This is a genomic window from Devosia sp. Root685, from assembly GCF_001427875.1.
Classification (GTDB): domain Bacteria; phylum Pseudomonadota; class Alphaproteobacteria; order Rhizobiales; family Devosiaceae; genus Devosia.
The window spans coordinates 256,642-272,916 of the sequence record NZ_LMHK01000001.1; the positions used below are offsets into that span (position 1 = coordinate 256,642).

14 protein-coding genes are annotated in these 16,275 nt (G+C 60.9%); 10 read left to right on the top strand and 4 right to left on the bottom strand.

All coding sequences use genetic code 11. From position 1 onward, the window contains the following. The first annotated feature begins 24 nt into the window (after positions 1-24). A complete protein-coding gene (locus ASD83_RS01215) occupies positions 25-495 on the top strand; it encodes an NUDIX hydrolase (RefSeq protein WP_162249106.1) in 471 nt (156 codons plus the stop codon). Here the strand turns inward: ASD83_RS01215 and ASD83_RS01220 are convergent. Then, positions 485-1,981, bottom strand: coding sequence for an inorganic phosphate transporter (locus ASD83_RS01220; protein WP_056307163.1), 1,497 nt, complete (start codon positions 1,979-1,981; stop codon positions 485-487). The genes ASD83_RS01215 and ASD83_RS01220 overlap by 11 nt on opposite strands. A 353-nt stretch (positions 1,982-2,334) precedes the next feature. On the opposite strand from ASD83_RS01220, the gene ASD83_RS01225 reads away from it, so the two are divergent. From ASD83_RS01225 to ASD83_RS01245, 5 genes are all read left to right on the top strand, one after another. Beyond that, positions 2,335-4,104, top strand: a complete 1,770-nt coding sequence (locus tag ASD83_RS01225) for an acetolactate synthase 3 large subunit (protein WP_056307165.1) — start codon at positions 2,335-2,337, stop codon at positions 4,102-4,104. A gap of 24 nt (positions 4,105-4,128) precedes the next feature. Next, a complete protein-coding gene (ilvN, locus tag ASD83_RS01230) occupies positions 4,129-4,683 on the top strand; it encodes an acetolactate synthase small subunit (protein ID WP_056307167.1) in 555 nt (184 codons plus the stop codon). Between the two features lie 103 nt (positions 4,684-4,786). Beyond that, positions 4,787-5,533 carry a pyridoxine 5'-phosphate synthase gene (locus ASD83_RS01235; RefSeq protein ID WP_056307169.1) on the top strand — a complete coding sequence of 249 codons (747 nt, stop codon included), beginning with the start codon at positions 4,787-4,789 and terminating at the stop codon, positions 5,531-5,533. A 233-nt stretch (positions 5,534-5,766) separates the two neighbouring features. Beyond that, entirely contained in the window at positions 5,767-6,381 is a 615-nt protein-coding gene (locus tag ASD83_RS01240; protein WP_056307171.1) for an NADPH-dependent FMN reductase, read from the top strand. Positions 6,382-6,540: 159 nt separating this feature from the next. Next, entirely contained in the window at positions 6,541-8,463 is a 1,923-nt protein-coding gene (locus ASD83_RS01245) for a potassium transporter Kup (protein ID WP_056307173.1), read from the top strand. Between the two features lie 65 nt (positions 8,464-8,528). On the opposite strand, the gene ASD83_RS01250 is transcribed toward ASD83_RS01245, so the two are convergent. Beyond that, on the bottom strand, positions 8,529-8,948 hold the full coding sequence (locus ASD83_RS01250; RefSeq protein WP_056307175.1) for a hypothetical protein: 420 nt from the start codon (positions 8,946-8,948) through the stop codon (positions 8,529-8,531). Between the two features lie 135 nt (positions 8,949-9,083). Then, on the bottom strand, positions 9,084-10,211 hold the full coding sequence (locus tag ASD83_RS01255) for an NADH:flavin oxidoreductase/NADH oxidase (protein ID WP_056307177.1): 1,128 nt from the start codon (positions 10,209-10,211) through the stop codon (positions 9,084-9,086). A 279-nt stretch (positions 10,212-10,490) separates the two neighbouring features. On the opposite strand from ASD83_RS01255, the gene ASD83_RS01260 reads away from it, so the two are divergent. Next, on the top strand, positions 10,491-11,375 hold the full coding sequence (locus tag ASD83_RS01260; RefSeq protein ID WP_056307179.1) for an alpha/beta hydrolase family protein: 885 nt from the start codon (positions 10,491-10,493) through the stop codon (positions 11,373-11,375). A 288-nt stretch (positions 11,376-11,663) separates the two neighbouring features. Here ASD83_RS01260 and ASD83_RS01265 read toward each other — a convergent pair whose 3' ends face one another. Continuing rightward, on the bottom strand, positions 11,664-12,689 hold the full coding sequence (locus tag ASD83_RS01265) for a LacI family DNA-binding transcriptional regulator (RefSeq protein ID WP_056307181.1): 1,026 nt from the start codon (positions 12,687-12,689) through the stop codon (positions 11,664-11,666). Between the two features lie 238 nt (positions 12,690-12,927). Here ASD83_RS01265 and ASD83_RS01270 point away from each other — a divergent pair, with 238 nt between their 5' ends. The 3 genes from ASD83_RS01270 to ASD83_RS01280 all read left to right on the top strand — a co-directional run bounded on the left by ASD83_RS01270 (position 12,928) and on the right by ASD83_RS01280 (position 16,253). Next, a complete protein-coding gene (locus tag ASD83_RS01270; protein WP_156385681.1) occupies positions 12,928-13,962 on the top strand; it encodes a Gfo/Idh/MocA family protein in 1,035 nt (344 codons plus the stop codon). Positions 13,963-13,973: 11 nt separating this feature from the next. Continuing rightward, positions 13,974-14,870, top strand: a complete 897-nt coding sequence (locus ASD83_RS01275; protein WP_056307184.1) for a sugar phosphate isomerase/epimerase family protein — start codon at positions 13,974-13,976, stop codon at positions 14,868-14,870. A 153-nt stretch (positions 14,871-15,023) separates the two neighbouring features. Then, positions 15,024-16,253, top strand: a complete 1,230-nt coding sequence (locus ASD83_RS01280) for an ABC transporter substrate-binding protein (RefSeq protein ID WP_056307187.1) — start codon at positions 15,024-15,026, stop codon at positions 16,251-16,253. Positions 16,254-16,275 lie beyond the last annotated feature (22 nt).

Here is a 16,275-nt window from a genome sequence, read left to right on the forward strand (position 1 = left end):
CGGCCGGTGCCTTCGGAGTTCCTCTTGCTACGCGATTTTCTGAACAATTGGAGCCCCAGGGTCGAAACCGCCAGTGGCCTACGTCAGGCCGGGGCGCTGCCTTATGCCGTCGTCGAAGGTCGTTTGGCATTCCTGCTCATCACGACGCGGCGGACAGGGCGGTGGATATTCCCCAAGGGTGGAATCGAGCCCGGCACCACGCCCTGGGAAAGCGCTGCGGCCGAGGCCGTGGAAGAGGCTGGAGTGGTCGGTGAGATCGATCAGGTCGCGATTGGAAGCTACCGCGCAAGCACAGGTGGAAGCACCGCAACGCTGATCGACGTCGATCTCTACCCTCTGCGCGTGACCCAACAGCTGGACGATTGGCGCGAGAGGGGGCAGCGGTTGCGGCATTGGGCCACGTTGGACGAGGCCAAGCGACTGCTTGCCGACCGCTCGCTCGCGCGCCTTGCCGAGAAGGTGGAGTTCTCCCGCTCCGGGCCGGCTAGCCGATAATCAAATCCATCCCGAGATAGACGACGGCGGCCAGCAGGGCCGAGGCGGGAACGGTTACCACCCAGGCCGCCGCAATGCTGTAGACGTGATTGCGGCGCACGAGCCGACGGCGCTCGACCTTTCGAGTTTTCGCCAGCGCATCCTCCGGCGTCGCATTCAGCGTCTCCGGATCCACAAATCGCGAATTGGTCGGCACGGCTGAACCTTCCATGTCGCGTTTGGAAATGTATTCGCGCAGGAAGCCGACGCCGAAAATGGCTCCGACCGCAATGTGGGTCGAAGAAACCGGCATGCCCAGCGCCGAAGCAACCAGAACCGTCAGAGCTGCGGACAGCGCCGCGCAATAAGCCCGGATTTCGTTCAGGCGGGTAATGTGCTCGCCAACGGTGCGGATCAACCGGGGGCCAAACAGCGCGAGGCCCAGCGATATGCCGATGGCGCCAATTGCCAGAACCCAAAGCGGGAGGGCGACGCCCGCGACTTCGCTGTGACCGCTTTGGAGGCTGGTCACGACGGCAGCAAATGGTCCAATGGCGTTGGCCACATCGTTTGCGCCATGGGCGAAGGAAAGCAGCGCTGCCGAAATGACCAGCGGCAGCCGGAACAATGTCGACACGTGCTTCTTGCGATTTTCCATATGCCTGGACTTGTGGCGAACCCACGGCATAGCCGCCACCCAGCCCAGGAGGGCGAAGGCGATCCCGAGCAGGATCGTCAGGGGAAGCCCCGGCGTCCAGACTCTGCTGAGCCCCTTTGTCGCGAGGTACATTGCAAAGATGCCGGTCATGGCGGCAACGAAAATGGGAACCCAGACGCGCGCGGCCGAGATTTTGTCCAACCGCGTCGTGATAGTGATGCGGATAACGACCAGGAACACGGCAGCGATCACGCCGCCCATTACGGGCGAAATCACCCAACTGGCGGCGATGGTCCCGATCATCGGCCAAGCCACGACCGAAAAACCGGCCGAAACGATGCCCGCGCCAACAACGCCGCCGACGACGGCGTGGGTCGTGGACACGGGCGCGCCGATATAAGTCGCGACATTTACCCATAGAGCAGAGGCCAGCAACGCGGACATCATGACCATGATGAATGCGCTGCTCTCCATTTCGGGGACGGTCAAAAGGTCACGCGCCACAGTTGCAACGACGTCGCCACCAGCGAGCAATGCGCCGGCCGCTTCGAAGATCGCGGCGATGATGAGGGCGCCGGTCATTGAGATCGCTCGGGAGCCGACCGCCGGGCCCATATTGTTGGCGACGTCGTTGGCGCCGACATTGAGCGCCATATAGCCCGCGATAACCGCGCCGATCACGACGATATAGGTGGTTGGACCTTGCCCGGCGGCATAACTGGCCCAAACGCCGGCGGCCAACAGGAAAACCAGTGCGATTCCCGGCGCGGCGAGGGTGCGCGACAGGTTGTTCGTTGCTGTTTCGATGCCTACGACCTGCTGGAGGTCCTTGTCGAGTGCGTTTGCCATGTCACCGGGTTGTCATAAAGTGCTGTGCGGGCTTTATCATTCCGAGCGCCGTCTGCCAGCCCCAAAACGCCTCGATCGAGCCGCGCTTGATCCTGTCAGCAAGACTTGACAGCTTTGCCGCAATGCTCCTATCAATGCGCAACTAATTTTTAGGAGAGGTCCCGTGCGGGCACTCATTCTCGTAGTAGGTAGGCGCATCGGCAACGTGGGATAAAATCCCGCGCGATAGCTGGTGCGCCGAACACAGGTCCCGAAAGGGGCCTTTTTTATTGCCTTTTTTCCGCCGGGGCGGTTTTAAAGGCGTCAAGGACGTAATGCTCGTTACGGCGGGCCCGAGGAGTAGGAAAGCGCAAATGGCCGAGAAAATGACCGGCGCGGAAATGGTGATCCAGGCGCTAGCGGATCAAGGTGTTGAACATATCTTCGGCTATCCGGGCGGTGCTGCCCTGCCGATTTATGACGCGATGTTCCAGCAGGATGTCGTTCAGCACATTCTGGTTCGCCACGAACAGGGCGCGACCCACATGGCCGAAGGCTATGCGCGTTCGACCGGTAAGCCGGGCGTGGTGCTGGTGACCTCTGGTCCGGGTGCGACCAATGCGGTGACCGGCCTGACTGACGCGCTGCTCGATTCCATTCCCCTGATCTGCATAACCGCCCAGGTTCCGACAACGCTGATCGGCTCGGACGCGTTCCAGGAATGCGACACCGTCGGCATCACCCGTTCCTGCACCAAGCACAATTACCTGGTGAAGTCGGTCAACGATCTGCCGCGCATTCTGCACGAAGCCTTCCTGATCGCGACTACGGGTCGTCCGGGCCCGGTTGTCATCGATATTCCCAAGGACGTGCAGTTTGCCGTTGGCGAGTATTATCGGCCGGAGGTCGAGAGCCTTCGCCACCAGTCTTACCGCCCGCGCGTCGATGGCGACCTCAAGGCGATCGAAGCTGCCGTTGACCTTATGCTCAAAGCCGAGCGCCCGGTGTTTTATACCGGCGGCGGCGTGATCAATTCGGGTCCCGAGGCGTCCGAAAGTCTGCGCGAGCTGGCCGAGTTGACGGGTTTCCCGGTCACTTCGACCTTGATGGGGCTCGGTGCTTTCCCGGCGTCCAACCCGCAGTGGCTCGGCATGCTGGGTATGCACGGCACTTACGAGGCGAACCTCGCGATGCATGACTGCGACGTCATGATCAATATCGGGGCGCGTTTTGATGACCGTATCACCGGCCGCATCGATGCGTTCTCGCCCAATAGCCGCAAGATTCACGTCGATATCGACCCGTCCTCGATCAACAAGGTCGTGCAGGTTCACGTGCCGATCGTGGGCGATTGCAATCGCGTGCTCGAGGAAATGATCCGCATCTGGCGGAGCAAGACCAATCAGCCGCGCACCGAGGCGATCGCGCCGTGGTGGGCCGAAATTGCAAAATGGCGCGCCGTCGGCTCGCTCAATTTCAAGAACTCCGACACGGTGATCAAGCCGCAATGGGCTATTCAGCGTCTCTATGAGGCGACCAAGAAGCAGTCCAAGGAGGTCTACATCACCACCGAAGTCGGCCAGCACCAGATGTGGGCCGCCCAGCACTTCCACTTCGACAAGCCCAACCACTGGATGACCTCCGGCGGCCTTGGCACCATGGGTTATGGCCTGCCGGCCGCTGTGGGCGTGCAGGTGGCGCATCCGGACGCACTGGTGATCGACATTGCCGGCGAAGCTTCGGTGCAGATGACCATGCAGGAGATGTCGACGGCAGTGCAATATCGCCTGCCGATCAAGATCTTCATCTTGAACAACGAGCGTATGGGCATGGTTCGCCAGTGGCAGGACCTGCTGCATGGCTCGCGCTACGCCCATTCCTATTCGGAATCGCTGCCCGATTTCGTCAAGCTGGCCGAGGCCTATGGGGGGCGGGGTATCCGCTGCGAGAACCCAGCCGAGCTCGATGCCGCCATTGCCGAAATGCTCGACTATGACGGCCCGGTGCTCTTCGACGTTATCGTCGAAAAGGACGAGAACTGCCTGCCGATGATCCCGTCGGGCAAGCCGCATAACGAAATCATCCTGCCCGATACCGCTAATCTCGGGTCCATCATCGACGAGAAGGGACGGCAGCTGGTCTAGGACCGGTTGCGGAGGATTTTAGAAATGAACGCACATCTCCAGCCCACCGGCTCGGCCTATTTTCTGACCCAGGAAACCCAGCAGACCGAGCGCCACACGCTCTCCGTGCTCGTCGACAACGAGCCGGGAATCCTGGCCCGTGTCGTGGGTCTGTTCTCGGCCCGCGGCTACAATATCGAGAGCCTGACTGTCAGCGAGACGGAACACGGGCGGCGACTTAGTCGCATCACGGTTGTGGTGGTGGCGACGCCCAAAGTTCTCGTCCAGATCAAGTTGCAGCTCGAGCGCCTGGTGCCGGTGCATCGCGTGCACGACCTGACAGCGGAGGGCAACTATGTCGAGCGTGAGCTCGCGCTGATCAAGGTCCAAGGCACAGGCGAGCACCGTGCCGAGACGCTGCGTCTTGCCGAAGCCTTTCGTGCGCACATCATCGATGCGACGGTCGAAAGCTTCGTTTTCGAAGTTACCGGCAAGCCCGACAAGATCGACAGCTTCATAGCTCTGATGTCGCCGCTCGGGCTCGTTGAGGTGGTTCGCACCGGTCTTGCCGCCATCGGGCGCGGCCCAGTGGGCATGTGAGGGCCAAGGCACTCACATTTCTCATCGGTCTCATCACAAGGTTCGATTGGGCGGCGCGGGCAATCCGGTATAGGAAAAACAAAATCCTATCCGAGTCCGCGCCATGACACTGCTCTCAGTCAATCTCAATGCCGTCGCCCAATTGCGCAATCGGCGTGATCTTCCCTGGCCGAGCGTCACGGGCATTGCCCGTGTGGTGCTGGATGCTGGCGCGAGCGGCATCACCGTGCACCCCCGGCCGGACGAGAGGCATATCCGTCGTACGGACGTTTATGATCTCAGCGCGCTTCTGCGCGCGGATTATCCGGAAGCCGAATTCAATATCGAAGGCTATCCCAGCGACGACTTTCTCGCGCTGATCGAGGACGTCAATCCGCAGCAGGTTACCCTCGTGCCCGATGATCCGGCTCAGGCGACTTCCGATCATGGCTGGGATTTTGCCGGCAAGGGCAATTTTCTGACCTCGGTCGTGCAGCGCCTGAAGCGCGGAGATCGCCGCATTTCGTTGTTTTGTGATCCAGATGCGCGGCTGGATGGCGTGACTGCCGCGAAGGCGACCGGTGCAGATCGGATCGAGCTGTTCACCGGCCCTTATGGTGCCTGCTTTGCCGATCCCATGCGGGCGCAGGCGGAACTGACGGCGCTTACGGAGACAACTGCCGCGGCCCTGTCCATAGGGCTCAGCGTCAATGCAGGGCACGACCTGACTCTTGAAAACCTGCCAGCGTTCCAACTCGCGGTGCCTGGCGTCGCGGAGGTGTCGATCGGCCATGGAATCACTGCCGACGCGTTGCTGCGTGGTTTTGCGGAAGCGACCCGGCTTTACATCGACGTGCTCAGCGAAAAATAGTGCCGGATTGATCTTGTTTGTTGAACGCTGAGTTGGCGTAGATGAGACAAGTCCACTGTCCTTTCCTGCAGTGACCACAAAATCCGCGATAAACGTGAGATTTCCTATACTTACACCGATGTGACTGGGGCACGTTTGTGTCTCTGGCCCACAACCGGGTGCCCTCTTGAGCAAATCTGAGGCAGGCACATATATCGCCTCAGTTACGTTTTGTTACCAAGGAGGGCACTCAAATGTCCAAGCTCAAGATCGGCGTTATCATCTCGTCCACCCGTCCTACCCGCTTTGGCGAAAAGCCCGCCCAGTGGATCCTGGACAAGGCCAACGAGCGCCCTGAAATCCACGCCGAAATCGTTGACCTGCGCGACTTCCAGCTGCCGTTCTTTGACGAGATGGCCTCCAATGCCTGGATGCCGTCGCAGAACGCTGAAGCTGTTCGCTGGCAGAACAAGATCTCCGAATTCGACGGCTTCATCTTCGTCGTTGCCGAATACAACCGCGCCATCACCGGCGCCCTCAAGAATGCCCTCGACCAGGCCTATGTGAACTGGAACAAGAAGGCCTTCGGCGCTGTCGGTTACGGCACTGTCGGTGGTGCCCGCGCCATCGAAAACCTCCGCACCATTGGTATCGAACTGCAGATGGCTTCGACCCGTTCGGCCGTCCACATTGCCGGCGCCGATTTCATGGCCGTTCACCCCGGTTTCGGTGGCACCAAGGCCATCAGCGAAATCGAAGCTTCGATCGGCAACTCGGCCAAGGACATGCTCGACCAGCTCATCTGGTGGGGTGAAGCCGCCAAGTCCGCTCGTGAAGACGATGCTGCGACCGCCAAGGCCGCTGAATAATCAATACGAAGACCTCCAAGTCTCGTTTGCCTGACAGGGGTCGTTCCGAAAGGAGCGGCCCCTGTCGGCGTTTTTGATTCTGTTACTGTTATGGTGTTGTGTGGGTCAGGTGACGGGTGTATAGCCCGCCGGCCTTTGAAACAGAGAGCCCCAAAGCTCATGACGCATGCGGACACTTCCGGCCACGACGCCGGTGTCGTAGCGACCGACCAGGCCGGCCACGCCAAAAGTAACTTGCCGATCCTGACGCTGGGCGCCATCGGCGTGGTCTATGGCGATATCGGTACCAGCCCGATCTACGCCTTCCGGCAAGCGATGCAGGTGCGACCTGGCGCGGCGGCATCCAATATCGAAGTTCTCGGGCTGCTCTCGCTGATTATCTGGGCGCTGACGCTTACGGTGGCGGTGAAGTACGTGTTCTTCGTTACCCGGGCTGACAATAAGGGCGAGGGCGGTACGCTTTCGCTTATGGCCTTGGCGCGGCAGACTTTTACCAATCCACCGATCTGGATCACGACCCTTGGCGTGCTCGGCGCGGCGCTGTTTTTCGGCGATGCCATCATCACGCCGGCGGTTTCAGTGCTCTCGGCCGTCGAAGGCCTTGAACTCGTGCAGCCGGGCATGACCCGCTGGGTCGTTCCGATTACGCTCGTTCTCATTCTGGGCGTTTTCGCGGTTCAGAGATTCGGGACGGCGAAAGTATCCATTGTCTTCGGGCCCGTGACCGCGATCTGGTTCCTGACGCTGGGGATTGCAGGCATTTCCAACATCATCCAGCACCCGGAGGTTCTCTGGGCGATCAATCCGTTGCTGGGCGTACAGTTTCTCCTCACCCATTTCGGTATCGCTTTCGTCGTCATCGGCGCCATCTTCCTCGCCGTGACCGGCGCAGAAGCGCTCTATGTCGATCTTGGGCATTTTGGGCGCAAGCCGATCGTTCTGGCCTGGTTTGGGCTGGTGTTTCCGTGCCTGTTGCTCAACTATTTCGGGCAGGGCGCTTATGTGATTAGCCATGGCGTCGACAATGTCGCCAGCCCGTTCTTCGAGATGATTCCGGAATGGGGGCTGCTGCCGTTCGTGATCCTTGCCACCATGGCGACGATTATCGCGAGCCAGGCGGTGATCACCGGCACATTCAGTCTCACTCAGCAGGCGATCGCTCTCAACATGCTGCCGCGTATGGTGGTGCACCACACTTCGGCGACGCAGAGCGGCCAGATTTATATGCCGCAGATCAATTCCATGCTGATGATCGGCGTGCTGGTCCTGGTGGCGACATTCGGTAGTTCCGCTGCACTTTCAAATGCTTACGGCATTGCGGTGTCGGGTGTGATGATCGTGACACTGCTGCTGCTGGTTGTCGTCATGTGGCGAAACTGGAAGTGGCATCCGATTGCCGTGGTGCTTTTCGGCCTGGCCTTCCTCTGCATCGATGGCGGGTTCTTTGCGGCCAATGTCTCCAAGCTTTTCCAGGGCGGCTGGGTGCCGGCGGCGGTGGCGCTGCTGGTGGCGCTGACTATGTGGAGCTGGATGGCTGGGCGGCGGCGGCTGTCGGAGAAGACGCGGCGTGATGAGGTGCCGCTTGAATTCCTCGTCAATAATCTGGCGAAGAAAAAGCCGACGACGGTGCCGGGAACGGCGATTTTCCTGACCAGCGATATCGAGGGTGCGCCGACGGCGCTGCTGCATTCTCTCAAGCATTACAAGGTGTTACACGAGCAGAATGTCATTCTGACGGTGCGAACTTCGGCTTCGCCGCGTGTGCCTGATGATGAGAAGGTGACGATCGACGCCTATAATGAGCTTTTCTTCCGGGTGGTCGTGACGTTCGGTTATATGGAAACGCCAAATATTCCGACGGCTTTGGCGCTGGCGCGGAAGCTTGGGTGGAAGTTCGATATTATGTCGACTTCGTTCTTTCTGTCGCGGCGTTCGCTTAAACTTGGGAAGAAGACCGGGTTGCTGCGCTTCTGGCAAGATCGACTGTTTATTCGTCTTGCCCGCAATGCGAGCGATGCGACGGAATACTTCCATATTCCCACCGGGCGCGTGGTGGAAATCGGCACTCAGGTGGTGATCTAGGCGCTTTGGCGTCACGCTTGGGATAGCAGACTGTTACCCTTGAGCGTCGCGCTTGGCCTAATAGGTTAGCGCGGCATATCCGGGCATACGGTCGGGACAACGGCGGGCGCAAAACGCTGTTCGACCACGTCGCTGCCGAGCTTGAGCGAGAGGACGAGTTCATCGGCCGTCAGGGACGAAATATCGGCATTGATGGTCATGCCGTCTTCTTCCCACGAGATCGATGTGTCGGAAACCTGCTGCCATTTGGAGAGGCGATAGGTTTCCCAGCAGCTGTCGCTGACGAGCGTGCCATCGGCGAGGAAGATTTGCATGGTGCCGGGGCTGGCCGACTCGCCCTGCTGGACCCAGACCTTGTTGAGCAGCGGATTGTCTGTGTCGCCTTCATCTTCGAGCGCGGTATCTTCCGCCTGCGTGGGGATGCAGGTGGCGGCGCTTACGCCCCAGACGCTCATGAGTGCAATGATGGCGGCCTTGGTATCCATGGTCTGCTTCCCTCCAGATGAGACGAACTTGGGTGTTGTCCGCGTCAAGCTCAAGGGTGATTCCGCCATGCGGCGAAATTTCGATGGTGCCGTGAAATAGTTGGGGCGATGGCGTGGTGCCATCGCCCCATGAGTTTATTCGCCCTGGAGGCCGAGCAGGCGGTCGTGTTCGGAAACGCGGCGGGTCTGGACGGGCCAGAGCGAGTAGTTCTTGTCGCCGAGATGGCGCTGGGCGTGGACGGGCCAATTTGGATCGTTGAGAGCGCCGCGGGCGAGGGCGATGAAATCGGCGTCGCCATTGGCGATGATCTCATTGGCTGAATCGACGTCGCCGAGGAGACCGACGGCCATGGTGGGGATATCGGCGCCCTTCTTGACGGCGCTGGCGAACGGCACCTGGTAGGCGGCCGAGGACGTGATGCGGCCTTGGGCAAAGCCGCCGCTCGAAGCGTCGATGGCGTCAACGCCGCGGGTCTTGAGTTCACGGGCGAGGACCACGCTGTCTTCGACGGTCCAGCCGCCTTCGGCATTGTCGCTGACGGAAAGGCGGACAAGGAGAGGCTTGCTCTCTGGCCAGACGGCGCGAACGGCGTCCGTCACCTCGAAGAGGAGGCGCATGCGGTTTTCTCTGGAGCCCCCATATTCGTCGGTGCGGTGATTGGCGAGCGGCGAGAGGAACTGATTGAGCAGGTAGCCGTGGGCGGCGTGGATTTCGACGGTGTCGAAGCCCGCCTTGTCGGCGCGTTTGGCGGCGGCGACGAAGCCGTCGATGACGCGCTGGATGCCGGCTTTATCGAGGGCCAGCGGCACCTGAAAGTTCGGGTCGGCGGGATTGTTGGATTCGGCCGAGGGAGCGACGGGCTGCCAGTGTTCGTAACCGGCGGCGCGGCGCTGTTCTTCGGTCACGAGGTCTTCAGGCTTGCGCCAGGAAACGGGGGTGGATGCCTTGCGGCCGGCATGGGCGAGCTGGATGCCGACGGCGGCACCCTGGCTGTGGAGGAAATCGACGATGCGGGCGAGGGGGGCGATCTGCTCGTCCTTCCAGAGGCCGAGATCGCCATAAGAAATGCGGCCTTCGGGGACGACGCCTGTTGCTTCGAGGAGAACCAGACCAAAACCGCCAATGCCGAAACGCGCGAGATGGGCAAAGTGCCAGTCGTTGGCGAAGCCATCAATGGCCGAATACTGGCACATGGGGGCGACGACGGTCCGATTGCGCAGGGCGAGATCACGCAGGGCGATGGGGGAGAATAGGTCGGTCATGGAAGTCTCTCATTAGGCGCGGCCTAGGCCGGCGGTGGCCGGCCGAAACCAGCCAACGAGCGCATAGATGCACATGCGCTGCTTTATCGGCAAGTGCCGATGGAGTGATTTGTAGCATAGCATTGCAGCAATGCGGAGAGGTGGAGGCTAGTCCATAAAAATCGCCGGGTTCTCCGCTCCGAAACGGGGATTCCCGCTTTCGCGGGAATGACACGGTGGATAGTTGCCCTTCCGGTTCCTCCTCCGTTAGGTTCGCCGCGACTATGCCGGGAGGAAACCGTGTCGATTACCCGTTCTCGATTTGCTGAACTGCTTGGCTTTGCGCCGCCCGAAATCGGGTTGATTTCGGCCCATGAGGAGCATGTCGAGGACTATGTGGTCGAGCATTTGCGGCTGCGGATCGGGGAAGAAGAGGTGCGCGGCATTGTGACCAAGCCGCGCGGCGCGACGGGGCGCCTGCCGGCCATTCTCTATGGGCATTCGCACGGTGGCGGTTACGCGATCGGGGCGCGGGAATTGCTGGATGGGCGGGAATATCTGGTGGGGCCGCTGGGGCCGGTTTTTGCCCGGGCGGGCTATGTGACCCTTTGCATCGACATGCCGATCTTTGGCGAGCGGGCGACGGTGAGCGAGAGCTTTGCGGCCAAGGCGCTGCTCTGGCACGGCAAATCACTGTTTGGGCAGATGCTGTCCGACCACGCGGCGGCGCTGACTTATCTGGAAAGCCGCGATGACGTGGACCCGGCGCGGATCGGGGCGTTCGGACTCTCGATGGGGTGTGTGCTGAGCTATTGGCTGGCGGCGCTCGATGATCGGATCGCGGCGGTGGCGCATCTCTGCTGTTTTGCCGATTTCCGGACCATGATCGAGCTTGGGGCGCATGATGGGCATGGGATTTATCTGACGGTGCCCGGACTGTTGCGCGAGGCGGATGGCGGGACGATTGCAGGGCTGATCGCGCCGCGGCCGCAGTTGATTTGTGTGGGCGAGGCGGATCATTTGAGCCCGCCGCTGGCGGTGGAGCGGGCTTGGGCGGAGTTGGTGCCGGCTTATGCGGGGGTGCCGGAGAGGCTGGAAAAGGTGAGTGAGCCTGGGGTTGGGCATCAGGAAACGGTGCGGATGCGGGAGGCGGTGCTGGCGTTTTTTGGGAAGTGGTTGGGGTAGGAAAAGGACCCCCACCTAACCTCCCCCTGGTAGGGGGAGGGATGCATCCAGTTTGCCGCCGTGCCCGTGAGCCACTGCAAGATTCCTCCCCTACCAGGGGGAGGTTAGGTGGGGGTATTCTTGCGAGCCGCTCTGCTGCTTCTCTGCGGAGACCCGGCCATTTGAGCGTAGCTCAAATGGCTTTCTCACCCTGACATTTCTGCTGGACGCAGAAAGTGTCTGTCCCTCTCCCGCAAGGGGCGAGGGTAGGGGTGGTGGCTCTCAAACGCTTTCGACATAGCCGTCTATCTAAATCCCGTCGCTTTCGCCCGGGATCAGTTCCATTGGCCACACCCTTTGTACGGTTCCGAGCGGATAGGCATCGGCATAGGCTGGCATGCTGGCCAGCAGGGATTCTGCCAGGGCCATGCCGAGGTCGCGGAGGGAGAGGCGGAAGCAGGTGAGGCGGGGGGACATGAAGCGCGAGACCGGATTTTCGCGAAAGCCGATGATGGCGAGGTCGCGGCCGGCTTGAAGGCCTGCTTCGGCCAATTGGCGATAGAGGCCGAGGGCGAGAAGCTCGTAGTTGAGGATGACGGCGGTGGGGCGGTTTTTCATGGCGAGAATGTCGTGGCCCAGTTGATAACCGCCAAGCTCGGACGAGGGGACGCGCATTACCAGCGATGGATCGAATGGTAGGCCGTGGCGCTTTAGCGCCGCCTTGTAGCCATCGAGGAAGACGAAGCCGAGATTGATGTCGTTGCTGGGCACGGCGGCGGCGATGCGGGTATGGCCGGCGGAGACGAGGCGATCGACGCCGCGGCGGGCGACGCCGTCGAAATCGAGATCGAGCCATGGGTAATCGCCCGGTGTCATAGACCGTCCGAGGGCAACGAAGGGAATGCGGGCCTTTGTCAGCAGGTCAATGCGCGCATCCTTGCGATGCGTGGCCGAGATGATCAGCCCATCGACGAGGCGCCGGCCGATCATGCGCTGAAGATAGGCGGTGGGGTTTTCGTCGGTCGGGCAGGGCAGGGCGACGAGGTCGAGATGGTGGCGGGCGAGCACCGCCTGCACGCCATCGAAAACGCCCATGAAGAAGGTGTCGCTATTGCCGTTGATGTCGGCGCCAAGCTCGATCATGAAGCCTACGGCATTGGTGCTGCCCTGGCGGAGGCTGCGGCCGGCCTGATTGGGCACATAGCCCATCTCGGCTGCGGCTTCGAGCACGCGCCGGCGGGTTTCGTCGCTGACGTCGGCGCGGCCGTTCAGCGCGCGGGAAACCGTGCCGATCGAGATATTCAGCTCCTGCGCCAGGCGCCTGATGCCCTTCATTTTCCCCCCGGTGCGTTCCGCCTTTTGCGGCTCAGTATGTCGCTGAAACGGTGAGCGATCTCAAGGGGTTCGAGCGGTGTATTCCAGCGGGAGCATTTTTCGAACTGCGCACTTAAAACGTTTACGGAGACGTCTTGACACGGATTTCAACTCAATTGTAGCGTCGTAAACGTTTACGCCAACGTTCCGCGAACCTGCAATCAGACAGAGTGCGGGGCGTTGCAGGAGGATTTCAAACGTGCAGTTTACGGCCGTTCTCGTGGGTTGCGGAGCCATGTCCAAAGGTTGGCTCAATGCTCTGACCGGGCATCCCTTGCTTAAGGGCAGGGTGAAGGTTGTGGGCCTTGTCGACCTGGACCCCAAAGTGGCCGAGGCGCGGGCGGCAGAGTTTTCGCTCGGCGACGTGGTGATCGGGACCGATCTCGACGCTGTGCTGGCCAAGACCAAGCCGGACCTGCTGTTCGACGTTGTGGTGCCGAGCGCGCGGCCGGCGCTGGTGGCGACGGGATTTGCTCATGGCTGCCACGTTCTGACCGAAAAGCCGATGGCGCCGACGCTGGAGGCTGCGCGGGTCATGGTCGAGCAAGCCAAGGCGGCCGGGCGCGTGCATGCCGTGGTGCAGAACCGGCGCTATGTGCCGGGGGTCAGGCGCATTCGGCAGCTGATCGCGAGCGGCGCGCTGGGGCAACTGACGTCGATTAATTGCGACTTCTTCGTCGGGGCACATTTCGGTGGGTTTCGCGAGCAGATGGAAAACGTGCTGCTGCTCGATATGGCGATCCACACGCTTGACGCGGCGCGCTTCATGGCTGGGACGGCGCCCAAGGCGGTCTATTGCCTCGAGATCAACCCGCCGGGCTCCTGGTACGCCCATGGCGCGGCGGCCAACGCGATCTTCGAATTTGAGGACGATATCGTTTTCAACTATCGCGGCAGTTGGACGGCCGAAGGGGCCAATACCAGCTGGGAGGCTTCCTGGCGGATCGTTGGGACGCGCGGCACGCTGCTTTGGGATGGCTATGACCGGTTCGAGGCGAACCGGGTGGTGGCGTCAGGCGGGCTCTTGTGGACGCCGGAGCCGTTCGAGGTTCCGCAGATTTCGGACGCTGCCCAGACCGAGGGCCATGCCAGCGTCATTGCTGATTTCCTCGACGCCATCGAGGCCGGCGGCGCGCCCGAGACGGTGGGCAGCGACAATATCAAGAGTTTGGCCATGGTCTTTGCGGCTATCGAGAGCGCCAAGCTCAAGCAACGTATTTCAATTTCAGTCTAGGATTTTGTTTCGTGACCAATCCCGCCAAATCCATTCGTATCGGCACCATGATCCAGTCCACCGAGGGCAAGGCGCCGGAGAATATCGCTCGGATAGCCGATCTCGGTTTTGAGAGCTTTGAGCCGTTTTTCTGGCAGACGACCAATGGTCAGGACCTGGCGGAACTGGGCAAGCGCTGCCGCGAGGCGATTGGGGATCGTGACATCACGATTTCGACCATCGGCATGTTCGGCAATCCGCTGGAAACAGAGGAAAAGGATCTGCTTACGCTCGAAGGGTGGAAGCAGTGCATCGATAATGCGCACCATTTTGGCGCGACCTGTGTGGCCGGTTTTACCGGGCGCATTCGTAACACGGTGCTGACCGATAGCCTGCCGCGGTATAAGGAAGTTTGGAGCGAACTGGCCAAGCGGGCGGCGGACAAGGGCGTTAAGATCGCCTTCGAGAACTGCGCGATGGACGGGAATTGGGCGAGTGGCGACTGGAACATTGCGCACAATCCCGATGCCTGGGAGCTGATGTTCAACGAGACGCCGGACGACAATATCGGGCTCGAATGGGAGCCGTGCCATCAGATGGTCTATCTGATCGAGCCAATCCCGCAGATCCGGAAATGGGCGCACAAGTTTTTCCACGTGCACGGCAAGGACGCGACGATCCGCTGGGATGTGATCAAGGAGCGCGGCGTTTTCGGCAAGGTGCCGTTCGTGTTCATGCGCACGCCGGGCTTTGGCGACACCAACTGGACCGACGTGATTTCGGAACTGCGGCTTGCTGGGTATCAGGGTTCGATCGATATCGAGGGCTGGCATGACCCGGTCTATCGCGGCGATCTGGAGATCACCGGACAGGTGCATGGGCTCAATTATCTCAAGGCTGCGCGCGGTGGGGAATTTGTCGGGTTTTAAGCCGGGCAGCCTGAGAATTTTCCGCAGCGGGGAACGCTGCGGTTACGGAATGTCGCGGCGGGGTCTGGCCCGTCGCCGACTAACTGCTGGATTGGGGCAGGAGGGCCCCGTGCAGCAATTTTTGCGGCGATTGTGCCGCTAGGGAGGAAGTATATGAAACTGCATCTTACCGGTCTTCTGGCTGCCGTGAGCCTTGGCGCGATGAGCCTTGCGACACCTGCCTTTGCGCAGGTGACGCTGAAAATCTGGTCGATCGACGGGGTGGATCGCGTCGGCATTGCCGATACGTTCTCCAAGGAATTCGACGACGCCAATGAGGATATCGTCGTCGAGTATCGCGCCATTCCGTTCGACGATCTGGTCAACGAAACGCTGCGCGCTTTTGCGACGGGCAATGCGCCCGATATCGTGTCGTTCGACAATCCGGACTTCGCGCTGTTCTCCTCGCGCGGGGCAATGCTCGACATTACCGACCGCGTTGCGGCTTCGAGCGTGATCAAGGCCGACAACTATTTTGAAGGTCCGCTGAATTCGGTGAGCTGGGACGGCAAGCTCTTCGGTATCCCGAAATATACCGACACGATCGGCGTGTTCTACAACAAGGACCTGTTCGCCAAGGCCGGCATCACCGAGCCGCCGAAGACCTGGGCGCAGCTGACCGAATATGCCGAAAAGCTGACCGATCCCGCCAATAACGTTTATGGCGCGACCTTCTCGGCGCGTGCCGGCGAAGAAGGCACGTTCCAGTTCCTGCCGATCATCCAGATGTCGGGCGGCGGCTATGACAATGTGAATACCGATGGCGCAGCCGAGGTGCTCGATCTGTGGAAGAAGATGATCGATAATGGCTGGGCGTCCAAGGACGTGCTGAGCCTCGGTCAGTGGGATTCCACCGGCACGTTCAACTCGGGCAATGCCGCCATGGCGATCTCTGGCCCGTGGGAAGTCGACCGCATGGTGGAAGACGCCAAGTTCGACTGGGGCGTGGCGCTGCTGCCGACCATTACCGAGGGTGGCGAACGCTCTTCGGCTCTCGGCGGGTTCGACTGGGGCATCATGTCGACCACCAAGCATCCGGACGAAGCTTTCCGCGCGCTCGAATATTTTGCGAGCCAGGACAACCGGATTTTTGAAGAATTCGGCAGCATTCCGGCGCGCAGCGATATCGCACTGCCGGTGACCGGCGTCGAAAAGAAGGACGCGGCTCTCAAGGTGTTCCAGGAACAGCTCAAATATGCCCAGCCGCGTGGTCCGCATCCGGAATGGCAGAAGATCTCCAAGGCCATCTATGACGCCGAGCAGGCTGCGCTGACCGGCCAGATGTCGTCCAAGGATGCACTGGCTCAGGCCCAGACCACCATCAACGGTATCCTCGGGAAGTAAGGGCTCTTCACCTCTCCCTTGG

Bases quoted from the DNA above. Each gene is read 5' to 3' on its own strand.
- ASD83_RS01280 (WP_056307187.1), top strand. From the start codon at position 15,024: ATGAAACTGCATCTTACCGGTCTTCTGGCTGCCGTGAGCCTTGGCGCG.
- ASD83_RS01235 (WP_056307169.1), top strand. From the start codon at position 4,787: ATGACACTGCTCTCAGTCAATCTCAATGCCGTCGCCCAATTGCGCAAT.
- ASD83_RS01225 (WP_056307165.1), top strand. From the start codon at position 2,335: ATGGCCGAGAAAATGACCGGCGCGGAAATGGTGATCCAGGCGCTAGCG.
- ASD83_RS01265 (WP_056307181.1), bottom strand. From the start codon at position 12,689: ATGAAGGGCATCAGGCGCCTGGCGCAGGAGCTGAATATCTCGATCGGC.
- ilvN (WP_056307167.1), top strand. From the start codon at position 4,129: ATGAACGCACATCTCCAGCCCACCGGCTCGGCCTATTTTCTGACCCAG.
- ASD83_RS01245 (WP_056307173.1), top strand. From the start codon at position 6,541: ATGACGCATGCGGACACTTCCGGCCACGACGCCGGTGTCGTAGCGACC.
- ASD83_RS01240 (WP_056307171.1), top strand. From the start codon at position 5,767: ATGTCCAAGCTCAAGATCGGCGTTATCATCTCGTCCACCCGTCCTACC.
- ASD83_RS01250 (WP_056307175.1), bottom strand. From the start codon at position 8,948: ATGGATACCAAGGCCGCCATCATTGCACTCATGAGCGTCTGGGGCGTA.
- ASD83_RS01220 (WP_056307163.1), bottom strand. From the start codon at position 1,981: ATGGCAAACGCACTCGACAAGGACCTCCAGCAGGTCGTAGGCATCGAA.
- ASD83_RS01255 (WP_056307177.1), bottom strand. From the start codon at position 10,211: ATGACCGACCTATTCTCCCCCATCGCCCTGCGTGATCTCGCCCTGCGC.